This is a genomic window from Mycoplasmatota bacterium, from assembly GCA_018394295.1.
In the GTDB taxonomy this organism is placed as follows: Bacteria; Bacillota_I; Bacilli_A; order Haloplasmatales; family Haloplasmataceae; genus JAENYC01.
This window is the reverse complement of record CP074573.1, coordinates 1918726-1943614: the sequence shown is the minus strand read 5'-3', so window position 1 is coordinate 1943614 and position 24889 is coordinate 1918726. Positions and strand designations below refer to the sequence as shown.

The window sequence follows — 24889 nt, the reverse complement described above, 5'->3', positions numbered from 1 at the left end:
TCATAACAGTACTGTTAAATAATTGAAGTAGGTGTATATATGAATATAAAAATAGGTGAAGTAATTAAGAGACTTAGAAAGAAACAAGATGTAACACAAGAAAAACTTGCTGAATATTTAGGGATAAGTTATCAGGCAATAAGTAAATGGGAAAATGGAGTGGCTTTACCAGATATTACATTAGTTCCAACAATCGCCAATTTTTTTGATGTTTCTATTGATGAATTATTTACACAAGATGAACAAAATAAGGATGAGAAAATTAAAGAATATGAGAATGAAAACAAAAGACTTAGGAATATTGGTGATATGAAAGGTAGTATTCAATTAATGCGAGAAGCTTTAAAAGAATATCCAAAAAATTATCAATTAACCCTTGGATTAGCTAATTCTTTAAGAAGTTATAATGCAACTGATGAGCAAGAAAAAGAGAGTAAAGAAAAGGGATATATTGAAGAAGCGATAGCTTTATGTGAAAGAATACTTGAAGATTGTACAAATGATGAAATAAGGCAAGGAGCGATACAAATTTTATGTTATTCTTATCCAGAATTTGACAAAAAAGAAAGGGCGATTGAGCTAGCTAACTTAATGCCTAATCTATGTATATCAAAGGAAAAGTTGCTTGAACATATATATTCTGGTGATGATAGGATAAAACAAATACAGGAAAACATACTTTCTTTTCTTAATTTCATGTCTAGTAATCTTTTGACATTTAGTTATGGGAAAAATTTATCGTTAGAAGAAAAAATTCAGTGTGTAGAAGCTGCTAAAAATTTATATAATGTAATTTTTTATGATGATAATACGTTATTTTATAGTTGTCGGTTAAGAAGAATTTATTGTAGACTCGCAGAATTATCATGTGCTATTGGGAAATGTGATAATGGAATAAAATATCTTAAATTGGCTGAGGAGAACGCTAAAAAATTTGATAATTTAAAAGAATCAACAAAGTATACCTCCTTATTTGTTAATCAATGTAGTTACAATAAAAGCGATTTAATTAAGAATTTTGAGAGTACTGATAGTGAATTGCTTTATGAGCGAACGACAAATTCAGTATTTGCATGTTTGCATGAAAAGAAAGAATTTATAGAAATTCAAAATAGATTAAAAAGCTGAAAAATAAATCCATATTAAAATATAATATATAGTAATTGAGGTGATTTTGTGAGAATTGGAATTTTCGCTCAAAAAAATAAGATAAGTGTGGATACTGTTAGATATTATATTGATTTAAATTTAACTCATCCAATAAGAAAAGGAAAGTATTTTTACTTTGAAAATGAACAACAAGATCAATTAGATAGAGTATTATATTTAAAGAATCTTAACTTCACGTTAGATGAAATAAAGAAAATAATTTCAATTGACAAACTAAATAAAATCGAAACAATTATTGAAAGTAATTTATATGAACAGATATTACTTGAGAAACAAAGAAGTGTAAAAAAGAAATTATCCATTTATCTAAAGCATTAGACCTTATAAAAATTTAATTAAATAAAATTAAAAGTAGAGATAAAAAATTAGTTAAAGCCTATGGAATAGGGTTTAACCTGTTAGATTTTATTAGTTGTCCTAAATGTGGTGAAACGATCGAATTTAGTGAAGGGGTCCTTAAGCATAATAGTATTTATAATGCTAAAGGAGAATGTAGGTGTGGCTATACCTTGTTCATTAAAGATGGAATTATTCTCAGTAATTCAAATCAATTAGATATTATTGAACCATATGATGGTAGACAAAATTACATTGATGAATTAATGAATGAGACACCAAAATCTTTTATTGATATTATGATTAAGCGTAATGAAGAAATTGCACGAGTATTAGTTGATAGAAATTTATCTGATAAAATCCTTTTATTTATGAAAACTGGAGTTGGACCTGTTGAACTGAACTTATTAGAAAAAACAACGGATATTAAATTAATGATACTAGTTGATGAAGATATTGAGAAATTAAAAATCACTAAAAAATCAATCGAAGGTAATTTTTCAAATATAAATGTTTTGTATATATGTTGTGAATTAGACGCACTTCCAATCAAAACTAATACGATTGATATTGTGATTGATTTCTTAGCTACCTTCAAAAATGCTTTTCGTTCAGATATCGATATTTATCAAAGCCTCAATCAATACATTAAAGATAAAAGTAGTATTATCGGACTATATTTATATTTCAAAAAAGCAGATATGTTTTCAAGACTTGATAGAAAAAAGTGGGCGTTTTTCGACAATCGGGCAATTAAACAAAAAATAAAAAATTTAAATTATATTGAAACAAGTGACTATGAGGAAGCTATATTACAGGAAGGTAGCAATATAAATGACTTTTTTAAAGAAGAAGATAAAGTGCATGCGAAAATAATGATTTTTGATAGAAAATCTATTTAAATTAGAAGCAATAGTTTGGAGTATACTCTATACTATTGCTTTTTTTATATGAAAAAATTTAAATTTATCTGTTGCAGTTGAGTAAACTCCTCAACATAAAATAGACATGTAATAAAAAAAATAAAATATTTGAGGTGAAAGAATGAAAACAATAGTTATTAGAGAGTGTAGTGATTTAGAAGTTAATTCAATTTATGAAATGGACTTACGTAATTTTAATCCAAAAGATTGTAAAGGGTGTTGGAATTGTTGGATAAAAACACCTGGTAAATGTGTTCATAAAGATTTAAATGATTTTTACCGATTCTATTTAGAAGCAGATAAGGTAATCATATTTTCTGAAGTTAAGAATGGATTTATTAGTGGGAAAATAAAAACATTATTAGACAGACTAATCCCCCATTTTCTTCCCTATATGGATGTTTCAGGAGATGGTTTTAATCATCAACCACGATATGATAAATATCCTGATATTGAATTTTATTATCAAGGTGATTTTCATTCAGAAAAAGGAAGAGAAATCCTTAAAGATTATATAATTAGGACATTTACTCAGTTTCGTTCAAAAAAAGTAAGTTTTAAAAAAATAAAAGATTATAGAGGTGAAAAATATGAAAACACTAATTATTAATGGTTCTCCAAAAGGAAAAAAAGGTAATACAGAAATATTTATTCAAAATTTTATCAAGGATATAAAAGAAGAAGTAGTTATTAAAAGGATTATAGAAGAAGATAATGAAGTTCTTGCAAATCTAATTAAAGATTTTGATTCTATTATCATCGCCTTACCTTTATACGTTCATGGGATGCCTGGATGTCTTATGCGTTTTATAGAGCATCTTAATAGAGAAATAACAAACAATAAGTCAATAGGATTTATACTACAATATGGTTTTCCTGAAGGATTTCAAGGTGAATATATTGAAAGGTATTTTGAATCTCTAGCAGAGGAATTAAATATGAAATTTCTTGGGACTTTAGTAAAACCAGAAGCAGCAGCGATCTATACCATGCCTTCATTTTTGACAAAAAAGCTCTTTAATAAACTTAAAGAGTTTGGAAGAGTTTATGAAGAATCTAGTTGCTTTGATAAGCAGATTATAAATGATTTGAAAAAACCTTACAAAATAGTTGGATTAAAACTTAAACTAGTTCGATTAATCAAAAAAATAGGTTTAATGGATATATTTTGGAATAAGTTCTTACGTAATAATAATGCGTTTGATAAAAGGTTTGATAGACCATTTAGTGCTGAATAATCAGCACTTTTTGTATTTATTTCAAAAATATTGACAATATTTTACATTTGTTTGCTATAATTATATATATTCATTATTAATGGGGTGGTAATTATTGATCAATTAGTAGAAAGTGTATTAAGGCAATATAAAATATCTAATCCACAAGTTACTTTTATTAGACATAATGAAAATATGACCTATAAAGTAATTGATGGATCAACAAGTAAAGAATTTGTATTGCGTATTCATATACCTAAAGAAGGATTTTCACTATCAACCGTTCAACATTCATATGATAATTTGTGTTCTGAAATAGAGTTTATTAGTGCAATAGATGAGAATACGGATATCCTAGTTCAAAGACCAGTGAAAAATATAAAAGGAGATTATGTTTCAAAAATTTTAGTTAAGGATAGAACGATATATGCTACCATATTAAATTGGATAAAGGGAAAAACATTGAGTAAAGAAGATGCTGATTTTAGTAAACAAGCCTACCTTACTGGAGTTTTAACAGCTAAACTTCATAATTTTTCATCTAGTTGGTCTGAAGGAAAAGAACTTAAACGACACCGTTATGATAAAGAGAAGATGATATCAGTAATAAAACAAATTAAAAAAGGAATTAATCTAAACCTTATTAAAGATGAGGAATATGAGCTAATTAAAAAAGGTGGGGAGAAAATAATTAGTTTTATGGAAGAACTTGGTAAAGTTTACGATTCTTTTGGCGTTATTCATGCTGATTTACATAAATCTAATCTAATCATACAGAATGAAATCATATCCCCAATTGATTTTTGTCTTAGTGGACATGGTTATTTTTATATGGATTTAGGAGGGATAATAGCTGATTTTAGTCCTTTATCAATAAGAAAAGAGGTATTAAAGGGTTATAGGTGTATACGTGATATACCAGAGAATGATATGAAATATATTGAGGGTTTCTTTATCATGTCAATATTATTATTTATGGCAACACAACTATATAACCCTGATACAAAAGAATGGTATTTAAGACGTACGAAAGAGATTTGTAGAGATTATATTTTACCATTATTAAATAATGAAAGATTTTATGAAAATATATAAATTGGGAGGGAAAGTTGAGATGGAATATACCTATCTTAAAAAAGAATATATTAATGAAATAGCAAGCATTTTAACAGAAAAATATAAAGATGCCTTGGTTAAACTACCTATTTTATCAGATAAGTATGTAAATTATGATAAACATGTGGAAAGATTAAGTAAATTTGTAGACGATAATCGTTTTCTAGTTGCGATTGAAGATAATAAAGTAGTTGGTTTTATGAAGGGATTTTATATTGATGATTATAAGGGGACAGTAAAAGGGGCTTTAGTATTACCATTTCTAACAGGTGTTTTAAAAGGTTATGATAAAAGTAGAATCTATAATTTACTGTATCAAAAAATATCAGATATATGGGTTGAAGATGGTTGTTATACCCATAGTATTTTAATGTATGCTAATGAAGAAGAAATCTTAGATACTTGGGTTTACAATGGTTTTGGAATGTATGTGATTGATGCAGTGCGTAAACTTGAAAAGGTGAATATCCCTGAAAAAACTGATGATATAGTGATAAGAAAAGCTAAGAAAATAGATTTACCAAAGATGAACCTTCTTTTTAAAGGAATAAATGAGCATCTAGCGAAAGCTCCAATTTTTTTATATGATGACGAAGAAGATAGTTATCAAGAATACTATGATTGGTTAGAGATAGAAAACAATCATTTATGGATAGCAGAACAAGATGATCAAATTTTAGGTTATTTAAAGACAAATACTTCTGAAATAAATATGGATGAATTAGATGATGGAGATACAATGGCAATTAATGGTGCGTATGTAATTCCTAAATATCGTGGAAATCATATTATGGCAAGATTATTAAATGAAGCAACTGATTGGGCGATTTCTAAAGGACTTAAAAGGTGTTCAACTGATTTTGAATCAGCAAATTATGAAGGAAGAAATTTCTGGTTGAAACATTTTATCCCCTATTCTTACGCAATGATAAGACGAGTAGATGAGCGTATTCATTTAAATAAAGGGTTGAATAATTAAATGCAAGCATTATTAGTAGAAGACTATCGAGGTGACATTTTAGAATGTGAGCATTGGGGACATATATGTGGTGTTACAGATAGGGGAGAAATAAAGTACGCAGTTGGTGATATTAATTTTTTATCATATTTAAGATCATCAGCTAAGACAGTTCAAGCGATTCCGTTAATAAAACGAGGAATAGAAAAGAAGTGTCAATTTACAGAAAAAGAAATAGTAGTATTAGTAGCATCGCATAGGGCTCAATCGATGCATGTAGAAGCTTTAGAAGGAATAATGAAAAAGGTTGGAATAGAGGAAAGAGAACTTATTTGTCTTCCTACTTATCCACTAAACAACGAAAGTAAAGAGAATCTTTTAAGAAAAAATATGCCTAAGCGTAGAATATATCATAATTGCTCGGGTAAACATTTTAATATCATCACACTATGCAAGGCGTTAGGTTACCCCAGTGATAATTACTGGGATATAAGTAATCAAGTGCAGCAAGAAATAGTAGAACATATTTCTATTCTTTCAGATTATCCCAAAAATGAAATCAAAATTGGTGTAGATGGATGTGGTGTACCGGTATTTGCGTTACCTTTAAAAAATTTAGCTAATATATATTTTAAACTTGCTTGCCCAGATATAATAGAAGACAGTAAAATAAGAAATGCAGTCATTAAAATAACTAAACTAATGAATAAACATCATGACATGGTATCGGGATCAAATCTTATCTGTTCATTACTTAATCAAGATGAAAATATCGTTGCCAAAGGTGGTGCAAAAGGCGTTTATTGTTTTGGTTTAAAAAGGGAACGCTTAGGATTTGCGATTAAAGTTATGGATGGTTCAGAAGAAAGTTGGCCATTTATCGTAGCGAAAATATTAGAAGACATTCATTATGATAATAAAGAAACAATTGATAGATTATACAAAGCATTTCCAAAAAGTATTAAAAATGATAACAATAAGATTGTTGGGTGCAGTAAAGTAGCTTTTGATTTAAAATTAATAAAATGAAATGGGGGATAAAATTGAAAAGAGATATCCTAATTGAAGTTTGTTGTGGTTCAGTTGATGATGCTATAGAATCAGAAAAAGCCGGAGCAAACCGAGTTGAACTAAATTCAGCACTCTTCTTAGGGGGGCTTACCCCATCAATTGGAGAAATCATAGAAGCAAAGAGGGTTTTACAGATTCCTGTCGCTGTTATGATAAGACCTAGAAGAGGTGGTTTTTGTTATACGGATAGTGAATTCAATGTCATGATACAGGATACGAAAATGGCAGTTAAACATGGGGCAGATGGAATAGTATTTGGAATATTAAATGAAGATGGAACAATAGATGTAGATAGATGTGAAAAAATAATTAAATTATCAGGAGAAAAAGAAGTCATATTTCATCGAGCAATCGATGTTGTACCTGACCCATTTCAGGCAATTGATACCTTAGTTAACTTAGGAGTAAAAAGAGTTTTAACCAAGGGACAAGAAAATACAATTGAAGCAGGAATGGATTTATTAAAAGAATTAATAGAGTATGCTAATGGGAGAATAGAAATTCTTCCAGCTGGATGTAAAATCCATAATGTAGAAAGAGTGGTAAATGAACTTGCGATTGATCAAATACATATTAATTCTCATGAAACTAGACTCGATAAATCAGTTTTAATGAAACCACATGTCTATTTTGGATCATCGCTAAGACCAGAAGAAAGTACTTATGATATCATTTCAACATCATTTATAAATACGATTCATAAGAAAATTACTAAATAAGTTATAGGAGCTAAATTATGGATACAGAATTATTAATTGGTAAAGGAAGAACAGCTGAAGTATATACTCATGATGATGATAAAATATTGAAACTATTCTTTGATTGGGTACCAACAGATAATATTACCTATGAAGCAGAAATTGGTAAAGAAATAAATGAAGCGGGAATATCATCTCCTTGTGTATATGAAATAATAGATAAAAATAAACGTAAAGGAATCATATATGATCGCATTGATGGTAAAACAATCCTTGAAATTCTTGAAAATAAACCATGGAAAGCAGCTTTTTATGGGAGGAAAATGGCTAGAATTCATCATAAAATACATCAGCATGTACTTAATGGTTTACCCTTTCAAACAGAAAAATTCACAAAAGAAATTAACAGAAACACTCAATTAAGTGATGATAAAAAACAAAAAGTTTTAGATTATTTGAAGACTTTACCTAATAATTTATCTGTTTGTCACGGTGATTTTCATCCTGATAACATTATGGTTCAAAATGGAGATTTCATCACAATTGATTGGTCTAATGCTTATTTAGGTAATAAATTAAGTGATGTTGTAAGAACATATTTATTAATTAAAACACCATTTATACCAGAAAATATTCCTGGATTCATAGTTATTCTAATAAAATTATTGAAATGGCGCTTGTATTCTGCTTATATAAAGGAATACATGAAACTAGAGAAACTTAAATCAAAAGATATTGATGAATGGTTACTCCCAATGGCAGTAATGAGACTTAATGAAAAAGTACCTGGTGAAGAAAAGTGGTTACTAGATATTATTGATAAAAGATTAAAATAAACTATACATTTTTGAAAGGAAAAAAGATGTATTTTAAATACAGTAATAAAGAAATTAACTATCTGAAGAAGAAAGATCAATTGCTTGGAGCGGCAATTGAAAGAATCGGAAAGATTGACCGAGAAGTAACTAAAGATCCTTTTGAAGGACTTATTGGAAGTATTATAAGTCAACAAATATCAAAGAAAGCAGCAAAAACAGTGTGGAATCGGTTTGCTGAATTAATTACAAAAATAACACCTGAAAACATTATTAAAGCGAATGATGAAGATATTCAAAAATGTGGCATGACAAATAGAAAAGTCTACTATATAAAAGAAATAGCGACCGCAGCAATAAAAGGAGAAATAGATTTTACGAAACTTAACACCCTTTCAGATCAAGAGATAATTAATAAATTAACAAAACTACATGGAGTAGGTGTTTGGACAGCTGAAATGTTATTGATATTTTCGCTAAATCGACCTGATATTGTCAGTTATAATGATTTAGCGATTCGTAGAGGAATGATGAATTTATATGGTTTAAAAACTCTAACAAAGGAGCAGTTTCAACAATATAAAAATAGGTATTCACCATATGGTTCTGTAGCATCACTTTATTTATGGGAATTATCACATTAGTATTTGTGATACAAATTATTTATATTTAGATTATAGTATTTAGGGAAGAGGAATTAGTATGTTAGAGACAAAATTAATATTGGTTGAAGGTATAACCGGAACAGGTAAATCAACTACCGCACAAATTCTTAGAGGACATATTAAAAGATGTGGATACGAGGTGCGATTATATCATGAAGAACAAGCAAATCACCCAATACATGAATGGGATATTAACAATATAGATGAATTTATCGATACAACGTTAAATAATTGGCGTAAGTTTGTTTCTAAGCAAAAAGAATCACAAGAAGTAATCATTTTAGAAACATCATTATTACAAAGTACTGTAAGAATACTGATAGAAATGAATGCTAGCGATGATATTATTTATCAATATGCTTTTGACGTGGAGAATATCATTGAAGAGCTTAATCCAGTTTTAATATATATTTATAAAAAGGATGTTGTAAAATCATTGAAAGAAATTTGTGAAGAACGAGGAGAAGAATGGGTTAAGTATATTGCCTCTAATTTAGAGGAAACAGAGTATGCGAAAAAGCATGATGTTAAAGATTTTGATTTGTTTTCAAGTATCATTAAAAAATTTAGAACTATATCTGATTATCTCATTACACAATATCATATGCCTTGTATATCAATAGACGTTTCATCAGTAAATAGAGAAGAAAAATATAATATCATAACAAAAAAATTAAATTTACCACCTTTAAAACGTGAAAATTTAATCAATAATCAATATATAGGAAAATATAAAAATACAAAACTAAAAAAAGAATGTTGTGTAGTTTATAAAGAACAAAAATTTTATCTACAAAAACTAATTTTTGATGAAGTTGAACTAATACAAAAAGAAGGAGATTTTTTCTATATTCAAGGGGAGAGTATTGAATTAGAATTTAAACGTGATAATGAAGGTAATGTTAATAGTTTCTTTGTTCATTGTGATTTTGAATGGGAAATATCTAAAACTTTATGGGAAAAGGTTATTTAATTGTTTAATTAGTTAAAATAGAAAAGGAACATTCTCCATTGAAAATATTCCTTTTTTATGTTTTGTTATTATTAAATTAATTTTCATGTATTTTCTTTTTGTTTTTTGAAATAATCTTTTTAATACTATCTTCACTTAAACAAAATTTTGATGCTAAATCTTTAATACTTTCACCTTGTATATAAGAATTAAAGATGTCTAAATTACGATTATCCATTAATTTTTTTGAACCGCTATGTTCACCCCAAGCAGCTCTGGAATTTTTTTCTTTGGGGATGTAAATTAACTCACCTTGAATATGTTTTTGTAATTCACGTAATAATTTAGGTGGTAAAATATCTCCCCCATTTTTGTATGACAATGATGAAAACCTCCTTGATATCAGAATGAGTATTATCTAAAATTGCTGTTTTCATCAATTCACCTCCTATCTAGTAAATGTAAATAGACTCTAGTATTATCAATTAATTGATAATACTAGAGCTAAATAAGAAACTTGATTGTGGTTAAGCTAAATAACCACTTTAATTAGCTAATTAGCTAACCACCCTAGTAATTTAATCATTTCATCAGCCCCTCTCTACTAGTAAGTAATTATATTATATCATTATCTATAATTGTATAAAAGGGAAAAAACAATTATAGTTATTTTTTCATTAAGATTTACATTTTATAACATGATATGATATTTTATATATGAGGTGATTATAGTGAAAGAAGAAACATTTGATTTTAAAAAAGCATATAAAGATTTATATTTACCGAAAACAAAACCAATGCTTATTGATGTAGAATCTATGCATTTTATTATGGTTAATGGAATCGGTGATCCTAATAACAATGACCAATTTGAAGAAGCAATTAAACTATTATATGGACTATCATATACCATAAAAATGAGTTATAAGAAAAATAAACAACCTGGTGATTACTATAAATATGTCGTTGCTCCATTAGAAGGACTTTGGTGGATTGATGAAGGAGAATTTTCATTTAAAGAACGGAGTAATTGGAAGTGGACACTTATGATTCGTCAGCCATCATTTGTTCATAATGAATTATTTAATTGGGCTTATGGTGAATTTAAGAAAAAACATCCAGAGATTACATTAGTCCCAAGATTAGAAGAATTTCATGAAGGTTTATGTGCTCAATTTATGCATATTGGACCTTATAGTGAAGAAGAAGAGTCAGTTAAAAAACTTAATCAATTTATTTTAGATGAAGGACTTACTGATACATTAGGTAAAGGTGGAAAACACCATGAAATATATATATCAGACCCAAGAAGAGTTCAGCCTGGAAAATTAAAAACTGTCCTGAGACACCCTATTGAAAGAAAATATGGGATGAAATGAATCTAAACTTGACTTATATATATCTTTTTTATATAATTAAGAAAATTAGGTAGTCATCTAACTAGGAGATGTTTTTATGGCACATGATATTGATATTAATACAATTACACCTAAAACAAATTGTTTTTTTTCTACTGTGGTTGAAGTAATATCTGTTGTACAATTACTAGCTAAACCCAATCATCATCAATTTATGAGTGACTTTACGAATCATTTAATGAAAAGTTTATCTAATAATAGTTTAGATACATTAAAAATTATCGGTAAATTTCAATTTCATGGTATAGAACTATTTGATGTGATGTTTTCTATCAATGAATATCAGGATATAAACACTTTTATTGATGAGTTATTAAGATATTCTGAAGAAGAATTTATTTATGCATTTACAGATAAAAGTTTAGGGTTTGAAGCGATTAAGAGATTAAGAAATAACAAGATAAGTATAGATGAATTAGAAAAAAATCTCAATTGGATGTATAAGGAAACAATTGATGAAATCAGTGATGTTTTATATCATACAGATTCCTTTATGATGGGACTTAGTAATTTATTAATTGAAATTGATCAATCGATAGCTTTTCATAACCTAATTAATGCGCATCAATTAAATTATCAAGATTCAATTGATAAAATAAAGAAAGAACTACATAATAAAAGCCCATTAGAGGTCGGACAACAGTTAATGGGAAAAACATTTCAAAATGTTCATGATTATCAAGAATTTTTATTTGCTCCTTCTTACTTCATAAGTCCACATCGACTTAGAGTTCATGATAATAAAACAAATTTTGTTATATATGATTTAAGAAGAGATAATTTCTATTCAAATAAAATTGGTGAAGAAATTTCAAACTCTTTAAAAGTTATTTCAGATCGAACTAGATTAGAAATATTGAGAAGGTTAAGTATTGGTCCAACCTATGGTAAATTATTAGCTAATAGCCTAGATTTAACAACCGCTACCATCTCGCATCATTTAGATTTATTAAAATCAATTGGTATGATAAAGGAAGAAAAAATTAAAAATATTAAATATTTTAGTTTAAATCAACAAAAATTTGATGAGGTATTAGATTTATTAAAGGATTATATTAATAATAATATTTAAGCAAACTTGAAAAAAGTTTGTTTTTTTTATATATTTACATAAAAAATATTGACTTATAGCTAAAGATTATATATTATATAATCATCTAATTAGATATACATCTAATATATAAAGGAGGCTAATAGATGAATGTAGTTGAAGTGAAGGATTTAACAAGAAACTTTAAATCTCATAAGGGAATATTTAGACGAAAAAAGGTAATAACTGAAGCACTAAAAGGAATTAATTTTGAGATAAAAAAGGGCGAGATTTTTGGACTATTAGGCCCTAATGGGGCAGGAAAAACCACAACAATAAAAATATTAACAACACTGTTATTACCTAGCAGTGGGGAAGGTTATGTTTTAGGATTTAATGTAGATAGTGAAGAAACTAAAATAAGGAAAAAGATTAACTTTATCTTTGGAGGAGAAAGAAGTTTATATTGGCGTTTAAGTGCAAGAGATAATTTAAGATATTTCTCAGATTTACATAAAATCAAAAAAAGTGTACAGGAAAAAAGAATTGAGAACTTGTTAAAACTAGTGAATCTTAGCGATAGAGCTGATGAAAAAGTAGAAACCTATTCTAAAGGAATGAAGCAACGTTTACAAATAGCAAGAGGTTTAATAAATGATCCTGAAATTCTTTTTTTAGACGAACCAACAATTGGACTTGACCCAGTAGCGGCAAAGGATTTACGAGCATTATTATTGAAGTTAAAAAATGAAGGGAAAACGATATTAATCACAACCCATTACATGCAAGAAGCAGATGACTTGTGTGATAGAATTGCTTTCATAAATAATGGTGAAATTCTTAGAATAGGTAGTCCTGATGATATTAAAAGTAGTATTGATGATATGAAGAAACTAACCTTTAATTTAATTGAAGTAAGTGTTGAACAACAAGAATTAGTTAAATCTATGTTTAAAAATATAAACGTGACGAAAAAGGATTATATTACAAATGTTTGTATTGAAACCAAAAATATCTTCCCAATAATGAATAAGTTTGCTGAAATATTTAAAGAGGAACAAATAGTGAATATGAATACAAGACAATTAACGTTAGAGGATGCATATATTAAAACTTTGGGTGATGTGAATGGGTAATTTAAAAGCATTTTTATCAAGTTCAACCCTGCATATCAGACAAACCTATTCAAGAAATATGTTTCGTTTTATGATGTTTGTCCAACCACTTGTATTTGGTACAATAATGTATCTTATGTTTAGAAATTCTAATGTTGATAATATTATTGGCCACATTATCTATGGAACAGGCTTAATAACAATATGGGGAACTATTGTTTATTCTTCAGCAAGCGATATTGCCAGGGAAAGATGGATGGGGACGTTATCTATAATTAGTTGTTCACCAGTAAAATTTATAGTAATTATAAGTGGTAAGATATTTGGAAATGTATTATTAGGTCTTTTTTCTATGGTATATAGTACTTTATTTTTAATATTAGTATTTAATGTTAAATTCCATGTAGAAAATGTCTTATGTTTCATTATTACAATGCTCATTACGATCCTTTCCTTTATTGCGATATCTATGTTACTGGCAACTCTTTTAACATTATCAAGACAAGCAAATGTATTTATGAACGCCTTAGATTATCCAATATATATATTATGTGGATTGGTTTTTCCTATTGATATCTTGCCAAAATATATAAAAGTATTTTCTTATCTACTAACGCCAACTTGGGCTAAAGAATTACTGAGTATTTCAACCTCTGGAATAACAAATTATCATGATTTCTATATAAAATTAGGAATATTATCATTACTAACGAGTGTTTATTTGATTATATCAATTTTTTTCTTTAAATTAATCGATCGGAAAACACGAAAAGAAGCGACATTGGAGGTAGTATAATGGTCAGAAGATTTTTTAATCAAGCAATTATGTCTTATAAATCATTATTTGGAATGCTAACTCTTGAAAACTATATCTTTGTAAAAACATTAATGCCCATTTTACAGTTGGTATTCTTTGTCTTAACCGCAAAATTTGCTTACCATGCAAATGATGTTACTCAATGGGTAATAGGGAATGCGTTAATATTAGCATCATTTAATGCTTTCTTTGGTGTTTCAATGACTTTTATCAGTGATCGATATATGGGCACATTAAAGGTTGTCATGTCATCTCCTATGAATAAATTTTCAATTTTTATTGGGAGAACATTAATGCATATTGCGGATGGGTTTTTATCAGTCATTTCAGGGTTATTAATTGGTGTACTTCTATTTAATGTCAACCTCTCCTCAATTAACTTCCCTTTGTTTATTTTAACAATTATTATTGGTGTTTTTTCTGTCATGAGTTTAGGTGTGTTAATAGGTATATTTGCACTTATCACAAGAGAAATTTATATGCTTACGAATATTTGTTATTCATTAATGCTCATATTATCAGGTGCTAATATCCCAAGAGAAAGCTTACCTATATGGCTAAATCACCTATCGCAAATCATTCCTTTAACAAGAAGTGTAGAAGCATCTAAATTATTATTGGTAGGTAACACAAATGTTACCTGGTTATTAATAGAAGAATTATTATTAGGGTGTAGCTATATTATTATTGCTTTATGTTTTTATAAATTTATCGAAAGAATTGCAAGAGTTTATGGAACATTAGATGCCTATTAAATTACTATAGTCTTTAAATCTAAATATTTAAGTGATATAATAAATATATAAAGATGTAAAGGGTGATTTTATGGGATTATTTTTATTAATTAGCTTAGGGGTTATTTTCCTTATTGGTTTTTTGTTTGGTTTAATAGAAATTCTTATACCAAAAAAGTTTTTTCATTTTGCTTGTAAGTATCGCTTCCTTCGCTTTTTTTACAAAAGAATTTACAAGATTGATTCTACTTTTAATATAAAGTATCATCGGTTTATCGGGTGTTTCTCTATTCTGTTTGTTTCTGTATTATGTCTAGACATTGGTTATAACGTTTGGGAGAAAACAATTCCTGAAGAAAGAAATTTAAGTATTATTATTAGTGATATTCCTTCTGCTGAACTAGAATATCATGGGAAATTATTATTTTTTGATTTATATGAAACGAATACAGTACCATTAGAAGAAAGTCAATTAAATGAAATTAAAACGTTAACTAAAGACCTAGATATAGGATATTACAAGATGTTTACTAGTTACCCAAGGAAACGTTATCTGGGAGGCTTAAATAATAAATATGAATACGAGCCACCTAAATATGTTTCTATAATATTTAAAAATACTAATGGTGAAGAGATAGGTAGTATTAAAATGTTTAGTGAAGATCAGGCGTATTATGTAAATGAAGATAATCAATGCGCACCTTTAAAAGGTGACTTTAAAGAATTATATAGTTATTTAAATGGGTTAAAAGTTGAAAGTGATTAAAAATTATTTTTATTCACTTTTTTTATTTCGACATGAATAAACAAATATTTAATTCATTATAGGATATAATGCATATGCTTAAGTGTACAATTATTAGACTTTTTAAATCATTATTATCTATCATTATACAATAAGTAACCTTTTCTGATTTAATAAGTTAGGTATATAGACAAATTCTTATTTCTTTTTTTATCTATTAATGTCGAATTGGTATAACCAATAGATAAAATATGTTAAATTTGAATTAGAAAAATTTAAGGAGTGAGAGGTATGGGTTTATCAGTTCATTTGTTTATAAAGGCTGATACACTATTTGTGAGATTGTCTGGGGAACTTGATCATCATACATCTTTTCAATTACGTGAGAGAATAAATTCTTTAATGGACAAATATGAAATTACTAATATGATATTTAATCTGAAGAATTTAGCATTTATGGATAGTAGTGGAATTGGTGTCATGTTAGGTAGGTATCATCAGGTGAAACGAAATAGAGGTAGTTTAATAGTCTGTGAGTTGAATACAATGATTGAAAAGATTATTAAATTATCAGGATTATACAAAATTTTAGTAATAACGAAAGATGAAGAACAAGCTTCAAACTATTTGGGGGTGGCTTAAATGAAACTAAAAAGAGATAATTATGCTGAGATTGTATTTGAAGCAACCAGTGAAAACGAGGCGTTTGCGAGAATAGTGGTTGCAGGATTTATTATGCCGTTAGATCCAACGATTGATCAATTAAATGAATTAAAAACCATTGTATCAGAAGCAGTAACAAATAGTGTTATTCATGCTTATGAAAATAAAGGTGGTAAAATTAAATTGATTATTGAAAATTATCAAAATGAAATCACATTAACCGTGATTGATTATGGAAAAGGTATAGAGGACTTGACAAAAGCTAAAGAATTATTTTATACATCTAAGCCAGAAGAAGAACGATCTGGAATGGGTCTTACGATAATGGAAATCTTCGCTGATGAATTTTACATTAGTTCAAAAGTTGGTGAAGGAACTATTATCAAAATCAAAAAAACAATCACCTATCCACAAGAACAATATGCCTAATAAAAATTTACATAATGAAAATAAGTTAATAGAAGACAATTATAAATTAGTATGGTCTATCGTTAACAAATTTCATTATTTAAAAGAAGAAAAAGATGACTTATTTCAATCGGGTTGTATTGGTTTAATTATGGCAGCGAAAAAATTTGATGTATCAAGAGGAAATGCCTTTTCTACATTTGCGGTTCCCTATATTTTAGGTGAAATTAAAAACTATCTTCGAAATAAAAATCACATTAAAGTAAGTAAAAAAATATTATCAATGCAAAGAAAAATCAATCAAGTAATTGAAATAGATGGTAACTTATCAATTAATGATATTGCGAGGAAATTAGATTTACCCTATGAAGATGTTGTTATGTCTTATAATCATAATAATAAAGCATTATCTTTAGAAAGTTCAATATATGATGATAATCGTGTTTCATTAATCGATATGAAAACCGTTGATAATCGTTATGATATTGATAAAAGTTCATTAGAAATTAAAGATATTATCAAACAGTTTTCTAAAATAGAAAAAAAACTAATGTTTTACCGGTTTTATTATGGTTTTAATCAAAATGAAATTGCTGCGCAATTAAAAATTTCACAATCAAAAGTATCTAGGTTAGAAAAGAAGATTACAGAAGAATTTAAAAAATATTATATGATTAAATAAAACACTATCTTTGTCGATAGAATACGACAAAAGATGGTGTTTTATTTTCATAAAATTCAAGATTTGACAAATATTATTAATAGATTATCTTGAGGAGGAATTTTGTGAAAAAAGATTATTCCAAAATAATAAATAAAAATGTTGCTAAACCTAATTATTTTAAAAATTGTTTCATTGCATTCATTGTAGGAGGAAGTATTGGCGTCTTTGGACAAGGATTAGCTGATTTATATACGAATGTATTTAATATTGAAAAGACAAACGCGAATTCTTTAATGCTTGTAACGCTAATTTTATTAACCGCATTGTCTACTGGCTTTGGAATATATGATTATTTAGGACAATTTGCTGGTGCTGGTGCCTTTGTTCCAATTACAGGATTTGCTAATTCAATGACAAGTGCTGCGTTAGAAGGTAGAAGTGAAGGTATCACTTTAGGAATTGGTGCTAACATGTTCAAATTAGCTGGTAGTGTCATTGTGTTTGGCGTTGTTTCAGCGTATATATTAGGAATTATTCGATTTATATTTTTTCAGTCATAAGGTGGTGTTGAAATGAAGAAAGCGACAGTTGTTTTTAATGATACCGTTTATTTGAAAGGAACAGGAACATCAGTTGGACCTTTAGAAAAGGAGGGACCACTTGGTGAATACTTCGACAGAGATTATAAAGATAATTATTGTGGTGAAAAAAATTGGGAAAACGCTGAGGAGCGTTTGTTAAGTGATGCCATAACCATTGCGATTGTTAGTTCAGGATTAGATAATGAAAATATTGATTTAGCGATTGCTGGTGATTTAATAAATCAAAATGTTATAAGTAATTACGTTATGCGTGATTTTGATATTCCATTTTTAGGAATGTATGGCGCTTGTTCAACCTCTATGCAAACCCTTCTCACTGCATCATTACTCATTAATAGTAAAGAGTTTACTAATATCGTTGCAGCCGCTTGTTCTCATAATTCTACAGCAGAAAGACAATTTAGATATCCAACTGAATATGGTGGACAAAAACCTAAGTCCATGACCTATACTGTAACTGGTGCTGGTGCTGCTATTGTTACAAATAAGAAATCATCAATAAAAATTTCATCAGTAACGATAGGTCGTGTGATTGATGCCAACCAAAATGATCCAAATGATATGGGTTGTGCGATGGCCCCAGCGGCTAGTGATACGATTATCCGACATTTAAAAGAATTAAATATCTCTCCTGATTATTATGACATGATTGTCACAGGTGATTTATCAAAAGTAGGTTCAAGAGTATTGCTTGATATCATGAGAGAAGAGGGTTATAACATTGATAAACTTCATGAGGATTGTGGTAAATTAATTTTTACTGATAAGCAACCAGTTTTTTCTGGAGGAAGTGGTTGTGCTTGTTGTGCTGTTGTTACTTATGGTTATATTAAAAATTTATTAGAAATAAATAAAATAAAAAGAGTATTAGTAGTTGCTACAGGTGCTTTATTAAATCCTGTCATGATGTTACAAAAAGAAACCATTCCTAGTATTGCTCATGCAGTAGCATTTGAAAAATGTGATGAGGTGGAAAAATGATTTATTTAAATGCATTTATCGTTGCAGGAATTATCTGTGTTATCGGTCAGTTATTAGTAGATATATTTAAGTTAACCCCAGGACATGTGACCAGCTGGTTTGTTGTTGGGGGTGCTATACTTGATTCCTTTAACCTTTATGATAAATTAGTTAAATTTGCTGGAGCAGGTGCATTAGTTCCAATCACTAGTTTTGGTCATTCTTTACTTCATGGTGCGTTAAAAACATCAGAAGAAATGGGAGTAATCGGGATTGGTATGGGTATGTTTAGCTTAACCGCAAGTGGAATTACAGCTACCATTATTTTTGCTTTTTTAGTCGCAATTATCTTTAAACCAAGAGGTTAAAGAAAGGAGTGTTAAGCATTGAGTAATAAAAATCCCCATCCATTATCACGAAAACTTGATGAAAATTCTGATTATCTAAATAAAATGATTGGAGTAGGGGTAAGTTTTGATGTTGGAGTTCGTACATTTTATATAAAAAATATAAAAATTTTGCTTTATTACTGTAATAGTTTAACGGAAACTTTAACAATAGTAGAACTTATCAGAGAACTATTACGTCTTGGTGAAGATGATGTAAATCTGCATAAACAAGCTTTTGATATCATAGATAACCATCTTGCATTACATCAAGTAATGATAAGTGATGATTTAGATGAAATGATTACTAATATATTATCTGGATTAATCGTTATTTTAGTAGAAGATAATACTAAAGGGTTTATTTTAGATGTTAGGAATTATCCAGGAAGACAACCCCAAGAACCAGAAACAGAAAAAGTGGTTCGTGGTAGTAGAGATGGATTTACTGAGAATATCATTACTGATGTTGGATTAATTCGACGAAGAATCAGGGATCCATTATTTAGAACCGAATTATTTAAAGTAGGTTCTTTATCAAAAACTGATGTTTGTTTATTATATATAGATGGTTTAACTGATGATAAAATAGTCAACACGATTCGTAAGCGAATTCAAAACATTGAGGTTGATGAACTCGTGATGGCTGATAAACAACTAGAAGAATTAATTACTAATCAAACATGGAATCCATACCCTAAAGTGCGTTATACTGAAAGACCTGATATTTTATCAGTTCATTTATATGATGGTTTAGTGGGTGTAATGGTTGATACATCCCCGAGTGTGATGATTGCACCAACGACATTCTTAGAACAACTTCAACATGTTGAAGAATTTAGACAAACACCTGTTGTGGGAACTTTTTTAAGGTTAGCACGGACAGGTGGTATATTAGTGTCGTTATTTTTAGTACCAACATGGATGTTAGTTGTCTATCATCCTGAATTATTACCAAAAGAATTAAAATTTATTGGACCAAAAGAAGAAGGATCAATTCCAATAGTTTTCCAAATACTATCAGGTGAAATTGGGATTGAGTTTTTACGAATGGCAGCAATCCATACCCCAACAGCTATGAGTAATGCCTTAGGAATTGTAGCGGGTGTGTTAATTGGACAAATTGCGATTGAAGTTGGTTTATTTTCACCTGAAGTCGTGTTATATGTGGCAGTTGCTGCGATTGGTTCATATGCTACACCAAGTTATGAATTAGGACTAGCGAATAAAATATCGAAAATATTTATTATAATCTTCACATTCTTCTTTGGATTATGGGGACTCATTGGAAGTACGATATTTTATTTTCTTTATTTAGCTTTTACAAGGAGTTTTGGAAAACCTTATTTATACCCACTTATTCCATTTAATTTTAAAGACTTTATCACAATCTTTATAAGAGTTAGTAGTCGAAAGAAAAAACAACGAAAAAGAAATCAATCTTAAAATAAGAACATTGAGACAAAAAATTGTCTTAATGTTCTTTATTTATAGTGAATATATTATAGATTACATTTGACAAGAAACTACAAATAAAGGTAAAATGTTTAAGACTGGTAGTATATAAAGAAAAGAGAATATTTGTAGAATTACTACACAGTTAATGCTTAAAAAACCTTCTATTGACTAGTTGTTGAAATAAAGGTAAAATATGTTACGGGTGATAAAATGGAGTATCAAGTCAAAATTGATGAATTTGAAGGGCCACTGGATTTATTATTATATTTAATTAAAGAAACAAAAATATCAATTGATAAAATAAATGTTTCGGAAATAACACAACAGTATATTGATTTTATTCATGCAATGGAAGAATTAAATTTAGAAATTGCAAGTGAATATTTAGTTATGGCAGCTTATTTAACTTTTATAAAAAGTAAAATGATGTTACCAAAAGCTAATTTGGAGAATGAAGAAATTGATTATGAAGAAAATCCAGAAGAAAAATTGAAGATGCGTTTAAAAGTATATAAGTTATTTAAAGATGTTGTACCTTATTTTAAAGAACAAGAAGAAGAAAGAAATTACTATATAACTAAAATTCCAACGGATTTTTCAAATGAATTTAAGTTAGATGTGAAAGAAGTATTAGCACAAAATGCGAATGTCTATGACTTATTAAGTGCTTTTAATAAGGTAATGAAGCGATATCATCTTCATCAACCATTAAAAACAAAAATTAAACCACAAACAATTACGATAGATGAAAGGATTATTCAACTAAAAAAAGCGATTAAAGAAAAGAAAAAATTGCTGTTTACTGAATTATTTACAAGTCATGATTCAAAAGAATTTATTGTGACAACGTTTATGGCGATTTTAGAACTCGCTAAAGATAAAATAATTAATATTAAACAAGATGAATTATTTACTGACATCTATTTAGATTATATTGAAAACGAAGAAGAAAGAGTTGAGGTATATGAATAGAACAAAAATGCTTGCTGCTTTAGAGGGGTTATTATACATTACTGGAGATGATGGATTAACACCTGATGAAATTGCTTATGTCTTTGAGATAACTCCGAGTGAAGCAGTAGATTTATTAGAGTCATTAACAGATATGTATGATAATAATTTAAGAGGAATTACAATATTAAATACTGCGAATAATTATAAAATAGTGACAAAAAAAGAATATGTTGAGATATATCGTAAAATATATGCCAATATTAATAAAACTAGATTATCGAATGCTTCTTTAGAAGTATTAGCGATTGTAGGATATAAACAACCGATTACTCGTGCAGAAATCGAAGACGTCCGGGGCATTAATTCAGATAATATCATTAGAAAATTAATGGCGATGTCGCTTGTTAAAGAAGTAGGAAGGTTAGATACACCAGGAAGACCAATTCTATATGGAACAACTAAAGAATATCTTGATTATTTTAAATTATCTTCATTAGAAGAATTACCAGAATTATTAGACCATATTGAAATTGATAATGAGATGGAAAAAGACTTGTTTAATAATTTAACTAAATTGAAAATTAATTAATAAAGAATTAAACTGTATACTTATGAATACAGTTTTTTTTATGTAAATCTTTCTATTCATCATTTTAATACAAACTATTTCATATAATTTTCTAGGTGATAGTCATGAAAAAAGTTTTTTTAACCATGTTCTGTGTGATAATCGTGTTATTGATGATGAATATGAAAGTGAAAAGTGATGCAAGATTATCAGTAAGTGCACAATGTGCGGTTCTTTTAGATAGTCAAAGTGGTAGAGTACTCTATGAAAAAAATAGTGGTGAACAAAGACCGATTGCTTCTATTTCTAAAATTATGACAGCACTCGTTGCCATTGAAAATTCTAATTTAGATGAATATGTGACAATCAGTAAAAAAGCAACATTACAAATAGGGTCTTCATTGTATTTAGAAGAAGGAACTCAAATAAAATTACGAGATTTACTCTATGGATTAATGCTTAGAAGTGGAAATGATGCTGCTTATGCAATTGCTGAACATGTGGCAGGTAATGTGAATACCTTTGTTTTAATGATGAATGAAAAAGCAAAATCTTTAGGATTAAGGGATTCAACATTCGAGAATCCATCTGGTTTAGATGAAAATAATCGTAATATCTCAACAGCATATGATATGGCAATTATTTCGAAAAATGCAATGGAGAATGTGTTATTTAGAGAAATCAACAATACATCGATTCATAGAGCAGAAACAAAAGATGGGAAGTTTTTTGTTTGGTCTAATAAACATAAGCTAATTAAAGGTTATGATTTTATTATTGGTGGGAAAACAGGATACACTAAATTAGCTAAAAGAACCTTAGTTTCTGTTGCTAATAAAAATAATTTTGAATTAATTTCTGTGACATTAAATGGTCCTGATGATTGGAATGATCATATGAAATTATTTGATTATGGATTTAAAGAGTATGATTTAAAGATCGTTTTAGAAAAAGGTATTTTTGAAGTGAAAAAGTTAAATGATATTTTTTATATAGATGATCAAGTAGTCTATCCAATGAGAAATGAGGAAATGAATGATTTTAAAATAGTGATTGATGTTGATTCTTTGTCTAATCAACCTTATCTTCTATTAGTAAAAGATAATCAGGTAATGTTAAGAAAAGAAATCATCAGGTATGACTCAACCCATAGTGTATTAAAAGACAGTATAACAATTATTGATATATGGAATGGAATGAAGGAATTTATTCGTGAAATGTTATGGTAAATAAAATTTGGATTTTTTTGTTTATTATTGGTATTGGTTTTGCGATTTATAATAATAAAGTTGTTGAACTAAACAATGCTTTATTAAATGCACCTCATGATTCTGTCACAATGATACTAAACTTAACTGGTTTATATATATTATGGAATGGTTTTCTACAAATCGCAAAAGATTGTGGTTTAATTGATGCTTTTGCAAAAAAAATTTATTTTATCACAAAATATATCTTTCCTGAGTTACCTAAGGAACATGATGTTCATGGTTATTTAGCGAGTAATATTGCTGCGAATATTTTAGGTTTAGGAAGTGTTGCTACCCCACTTGGTATAAAATCAATGGAAGAGATGAAAAAAATAAATAAAAATAAAAAGACAGCTAGTCGATCAATGATTACGTTAATTCTCATAAACTGCTCTTGTTTAACATTACTACCAACAACCATTATTTCTTTAAGAAAAATATATGGGAGTACAGAACCAACAAAAGTTTTACCCCTAGTGATTATAGGTACAACACTATCAACGTTATGTGCTATCATTTTGGATCGAATCTTTTATTATTTAAATAAAGACAAATTTTAAAGTTAGAGAAGATGATTAAATGAGTTTTACAATTTATATTCTGCCTGTATTAATTATAAGTTTAATGATTTATGCATGGTATAAAAAAGTAAATGCTTATGATAGTTTTATCACTGGTGCAAAAGAAGGTGTAAAAGTTGCATTTGAAATATTACCCTATGTAGCGAGTATGATTATCGCAACAGCGGTTTTTAAGAGTTCAGATTTTTTAAGAACAGTAGTTACATTAGTCGATACACAGCAAAAAATTAATATAGATATTTTAACATTAATGTTTTTTAGGCCAATATCTGGTATGGCTAGTTTAGCTATTATAAATGATATTTTTAAAACGTATGGACCTGATAGTTTTACGGGCTATTTAGCTTCTGTTATACAAGGTAGTACCGATACAACTCTTTATATTATAACGGTCTATTTTGGTGCTGTTGGGATTAAAGATATAAAATATTCTTTAAAAGCAGGTATCATTGTTGATATTTTATCCTTCATTTTTGCCTTTTTAATAATAAAATTTATTTTATTTTGATTGAATTAAATGAATAACTCTATTTTGAAACTAAATAATGTATAAAAGATAATAAATAATAATAACTTTTAGTTTTAATTACATAAAAGATTGTGTAAAATAGATTT

General features: G+C 28.1%; 31 protein-coding genes. 30 read left to right on the top strand and 1 reads right to left on the bottom strand.

The annotated features are described in order from the left end of the window. Positions 1 to 39: 39 nt before the first annotated feature. The 12 genes from KHQ81_08970 to KHQ81_08915 all read left to right on the top strand — a co-directional run bounded on the left by KHQ81_08970 (position 40) and on the right by KHQ81_08915 (position 9942). A complete protein-coding gene (locus tag KHQ81_08970) occupies positions 40 to 1128 on the top strand; it encodes a helix-turn-helix transcriptional regulator (protein ID QVK17018.1) in 1089 nt (362 codons plus the stop codon). Positions 1129 to 1176: 48 nt separating this feature from the next. Continuing rightward, positions 1177 to 1488, top strand: a complete 312-nt coding sequence (locus KHQ81_08965; protein ID QVK17017.1) for a MerR family transcriptional regulator — start codon at positions 1177 to 1179, stop codon at positions 1486 to 1488. A 191-nt stretch (positions 1489 to 1679) separates the two neighbouring features. Continuing rightward, positions 1680 to 2408, top strand: a complete 729-nt coding sequence (locus tag KHQ81_08960; protein QVK17016.1) for a hypothetical protein — start codon at positions 1680 to 1682, stop codon at positions 2406 to 2408. Between the two features lie 142 nt (positions 2409 to 2550). Continuing rightward, a complete protein-coding gene (locus tag KHQ81_08955) occupies positions 2551 to 3039 on the top strand; it encodes a flavodoxin family protein (protein ID QVK17015.1) in 489 nt (162 codons plus the stop codon). Beyond that, entirely contained in the window at positions 3020 to 3667 is a 648-nt protein-coding gene (locus KHQ81_08950; GenBank protein QVK17014.1) for an NAD(P)H-dependent oxidoreductase, read from the top strand. The genes KHQ81_08955 and KHQ81_08950 overlap by 20 nt, the downstream gene beginning before the upstream one ends. 84 nt (positions 3668 to 3751) lie before the next feature. Then, positions 3752 to 4741 (top strand): phosphotransferase, encoded by a 990-nt coding sequence (locus KHQ81_08945; GenBank protein QVK17013.1) that lies wholly within the window; start codon positions 3752 to 3754, stop codon positions 4739 to 4741. A gap of 19 nt (positions 4742 to 4760) precedes the next feature. Next, positions 4761 to 5741 (top strand): GNAT family N-acetyltransferase, encoded by a 981-nt coding sequence (locus KHQ81_08940; protein ID QVK17012.1) that lies wholly within the window; start codon positions 4761 to 4763, stop codon positions 5739 to 5741. After that, a complete protein-coding gene (locus KHQ81_08935) occupies positions 5742 to 6749 on the top strand; it encodes an asparaginase (protein ID QVK17011.1) in 1008 nt (335 codons plus the stop codon). Next, complete coding sequence (locus tag KHQ81_08930) at positions 6746 to 7510, top strand: copper homeostasis protein CutC (protein ID QVK17010.1); 765 nt, start codon at positions 6746 to 6748, stop codon at positions 7508 to 7510. The genes KHQ81_08935 and KHQ81_08930 overlap by 4 nt, the downstream gene beginning before the upstream one ends. Before the next feature lie 17 nt (positions 7511 to 7527). Next, entirely contained in the window at positions 7528 to 8325 is a 798-nt protein-coding gene (locus KHQ81_08925; GenBank protein ID QVK17009.1) for a phosphotransferase, read from the top strand. Positions 8326 to 8351: 26 nt separating this feature from the next. Further along, complete coding sequence (locus KHQ81_08920) at positions 8352 to 8948, top strand: DNA-3-methyladenine glycosylase 2 family protein (protein QVK17008.1); 597 nt, start codon at positions 8352 to 8354, stop codon at positions 8946 to 8948. 58 nt (positions 8949 to 9006) lie between these two features. Further along, positions 9007 to 9942: a hypothetical protein gene (locus tag KHQ81_08915; protein ID QVK17007.1), complete on the top strand. Its 936-nt coding sequence runs from the start codon at positions 9007 to 9009 to the stop codon at positions 9940 to 9942. 76 nt (positions 9943 to 10018) lie between these two features. Here KHQ81_08915 and KHQ81_08910 read toward each other — a convergent pair whose 3' ends face one another. Beyond that, a complete protein-coding gene (locus tag KHQ81_08910; GenBank protein ID QVK17006.1) occupies positions 10019 to 10303 on the bottom strand; it encodes a hypothetical protein in 285 nt (94 codons plus the stop codon). 415 nt (positions 10304 to 10718) lie between these two features. On the opposite strand from KHQ81_08910, the gene KHQ81_08905 reads away from it, so the two are divergent. The 18 genes from KHQ81_08905 to KHQ81_08820 all read left to right on the top strand — a co-directional run bounded on the left by KHQ81_08905 (position 10719) and on the right by KHQ81_08820 (position 24782). Beyond that, positions 10719 to 11300 (top strand): GyrI-like domain-containing protein, encoded by a 582-nt coding sequence (locus KHQ81_08905; GenBank protein QVK19608.1) that lies wholly within the window; start codon positions 10719 to 10721, stop codon positions 11298 to 11300. 76 nt (positions 11301 to 11376) lie between these two features. Beyond that, positions 11377 to 12411 (top strand): winged helix-turn-helix transcriptional regulator, encoded by a 1035-nt coding sequence (locus KHQ81_08900; GenBank protein ID QVK17005.1) that lies wholly within the window; start codon positions 11377 to 11379, stop codon positions 12409 to 12411. A gap of 125 nt (positions 12412 to 12536) precedes the next feature. Continuing rightward, positions 12537 to 13505: an ABC transporter ATP-binding protein gene (locus KHQ81_08895; GenBank protein QVK17004.1), complete on the top strand. Its 969-nt coding sequence runs from the start codon at positions 12537 to 12539 to the stop codon at positions 13503 to 13505. Further along, a complete protein-coding gene (locus KHQ81_08890; GenBank protein QVK17003.1) occupies positions 13498 to 14280 on the top strand; it encodes an ABC transporter permease in 783 nt (260 codons plus the stop codon). Before KHQ81_08895 ends, KHQ81_08890 begins: the two co-directional genes overlap by 8 nt. Then, complete coding sequence (locus KHQ81_08885) at positions 14280 to 15056, top strand: ABC transporter permease (protein QVK17002.1); 777 nt, start codon at positions 14280 to 14282, stop codon at positions 15054 to 15056. The genes KHQ81_08890 and KHQ81_08885 overlap by 1 nt, the downstream gene beginning before the upstream one ends. Positions 15057 to 15126: 70 nt before the next feature. After that, positions 15127 to 15801 carry a hypothetical protein gene (locus KHQ81_08880; protein QVK17001.1) on the top strand — a complete coding sequence of 225 codons (675 nt, stop codon included), beginning with the start codon at positions 15127 to 15129 and terminating at the stop codon, positions 15799 to 15801. Positions 15802 to 16071: 270 nt separating this feature from the next. Further along, entirely contained in the window at positions 16072 to 16422 is a 351-nt protein-coding gene (gene spoIIAA / locus KHQ81_08875) for an anti-sigma F factor antagonist (GenBank protein ID QVK17000.1), read from the top strand. Then, positions 16423 to 16872, top strand: a complete 450-nt coding sequence (spoIIAB, locus tag KHQ81_08870) for an anti-sigma F factor (protein ID QVK16999.1) — start codon at positions 16423 to 16425, stop codon at positions 16870 to 16872. After that, positions 16865 to 17533, top strand: a complete 669-nt coding sequence (locus tag KHQ81_08865; GenBank protein ID QVK16998.1) for a sigma-70 family RNA polymerase sigma factor — start codon at positions 16865 to 16867, stop codon at positions 17531 to 17533. The genes spoIIAB and KHQ81_08865 overlap by 8 nt, the downstream gene beginning before the upstream one ends. An 89-nt stretch (positions 17534 to 17622) precedes the next feature. After that, a complete protein-coding gene (spoVAC, locus tag KHQ81_08860) occupies positions 17623 to 18075 on the top strand; it encodes a stage V sporulation protein AC (GenBank protein ID QVK16997.1) in 453 nt (150 codons plus the stop codon). Positions 18076 to 18087: 12 nt separating this feature from the next. Next, positions 18088 to 19098 carry a stage V sporulation protein AD gene (spoVAD, locus tag KHQ81_08855; GenBank protein ID QVK16996.1) on the top strand — a complete coding sequence of 337 codons (1011 nt, stop codon included), beginning with the start codon at positions 18088 to 18090 and terminating at the stop codon, positions 19096 to 19098. Then, complete coding sequence (gene spoVAE, locus KHQ81_08850; protein QVK16995.1) at positions 19095 to 19445, top strand: stage V sporulation protein AE; 351 nt, start codon at positions 19095 to 19097, stop codon at positions 19443 to 19445. Before spoVAD ends, spoVAE begins: the two co-directional genes overlap by 4 nt. 84 nt (positions 19446 to 19529) lie before the next feature. Then, positions 19530 to 20909 (top strand): spore germination protein, encoded by a 1380-nt coding sequence (locus KHQ81_08845; protein ID QVK19607.1) that lies wholly within the window; start codon positions 19530 to 19532, stop codon positions 20907 to 20909. A gap of 222 nt (positions 20910 to 21131) precedes the next feature. Then, complete coding sequence (locus KHQ81_08840; GenBank protein QVK16994.1) at positions 21132 to 21893, top strand: segregation/condensation protein A; 762 nt, start codon at positions 21132 to 21134, stop codon at positions 21891 to 21893. Continuing rightward, complete coding sequence (gene scpB, locus KHQ81_08835) at positions 21886 to 22464, top strand: SMC-Scp complex subunit ScpB (protein ID QVK16993.1); 579 nt, start codon at positions 21886 to 21888, stop codon at positions 22462 to 22464. The genes KHQ81_08840 and scpB overlap by 8 nt, the downstream gene beginning before the upstream one ends. A 104-nt stretch (positions 22465 to 22568) precedes the next feature. Further along, entirely contained in the window at positions 22569 to 23672 is a 1104-nt protein-coding gene (locus tag KHQ81_08830) for a D-alanyl-D-alanine carboxypeptidase (protein QVK16992.1), read from the top strand. Then, the gene (locus KHQ81_08825; GenBank protein ID QVK16991.1) at positions 23666 to 24253 is read left to right on the top strand and encodes a spore maturation protein; all 588 of its coding nucleotides are present in this window, start codon (positions 23666 to 23668) and stop codon (positions 24251 to 24253) included. Before KHQ81_08830 ends, KHQ81_08825 begins: the two co-directional genes overlap by 7 nt. Positions 24254 to 24272: 19 nt before the next feature. Next, positions 24273 to 24782, top strand: a complete 510-nt coding sequence (locus KHQ81_08820; GenBank protein QVK16990.1) for a spore maturation protein — start codon at positions 24273 to 24275, stop codon at positions 24780 to 24782. The last annotated feature ends 107 nt before the right edge of the window (positions 24783 to 24889 follow it).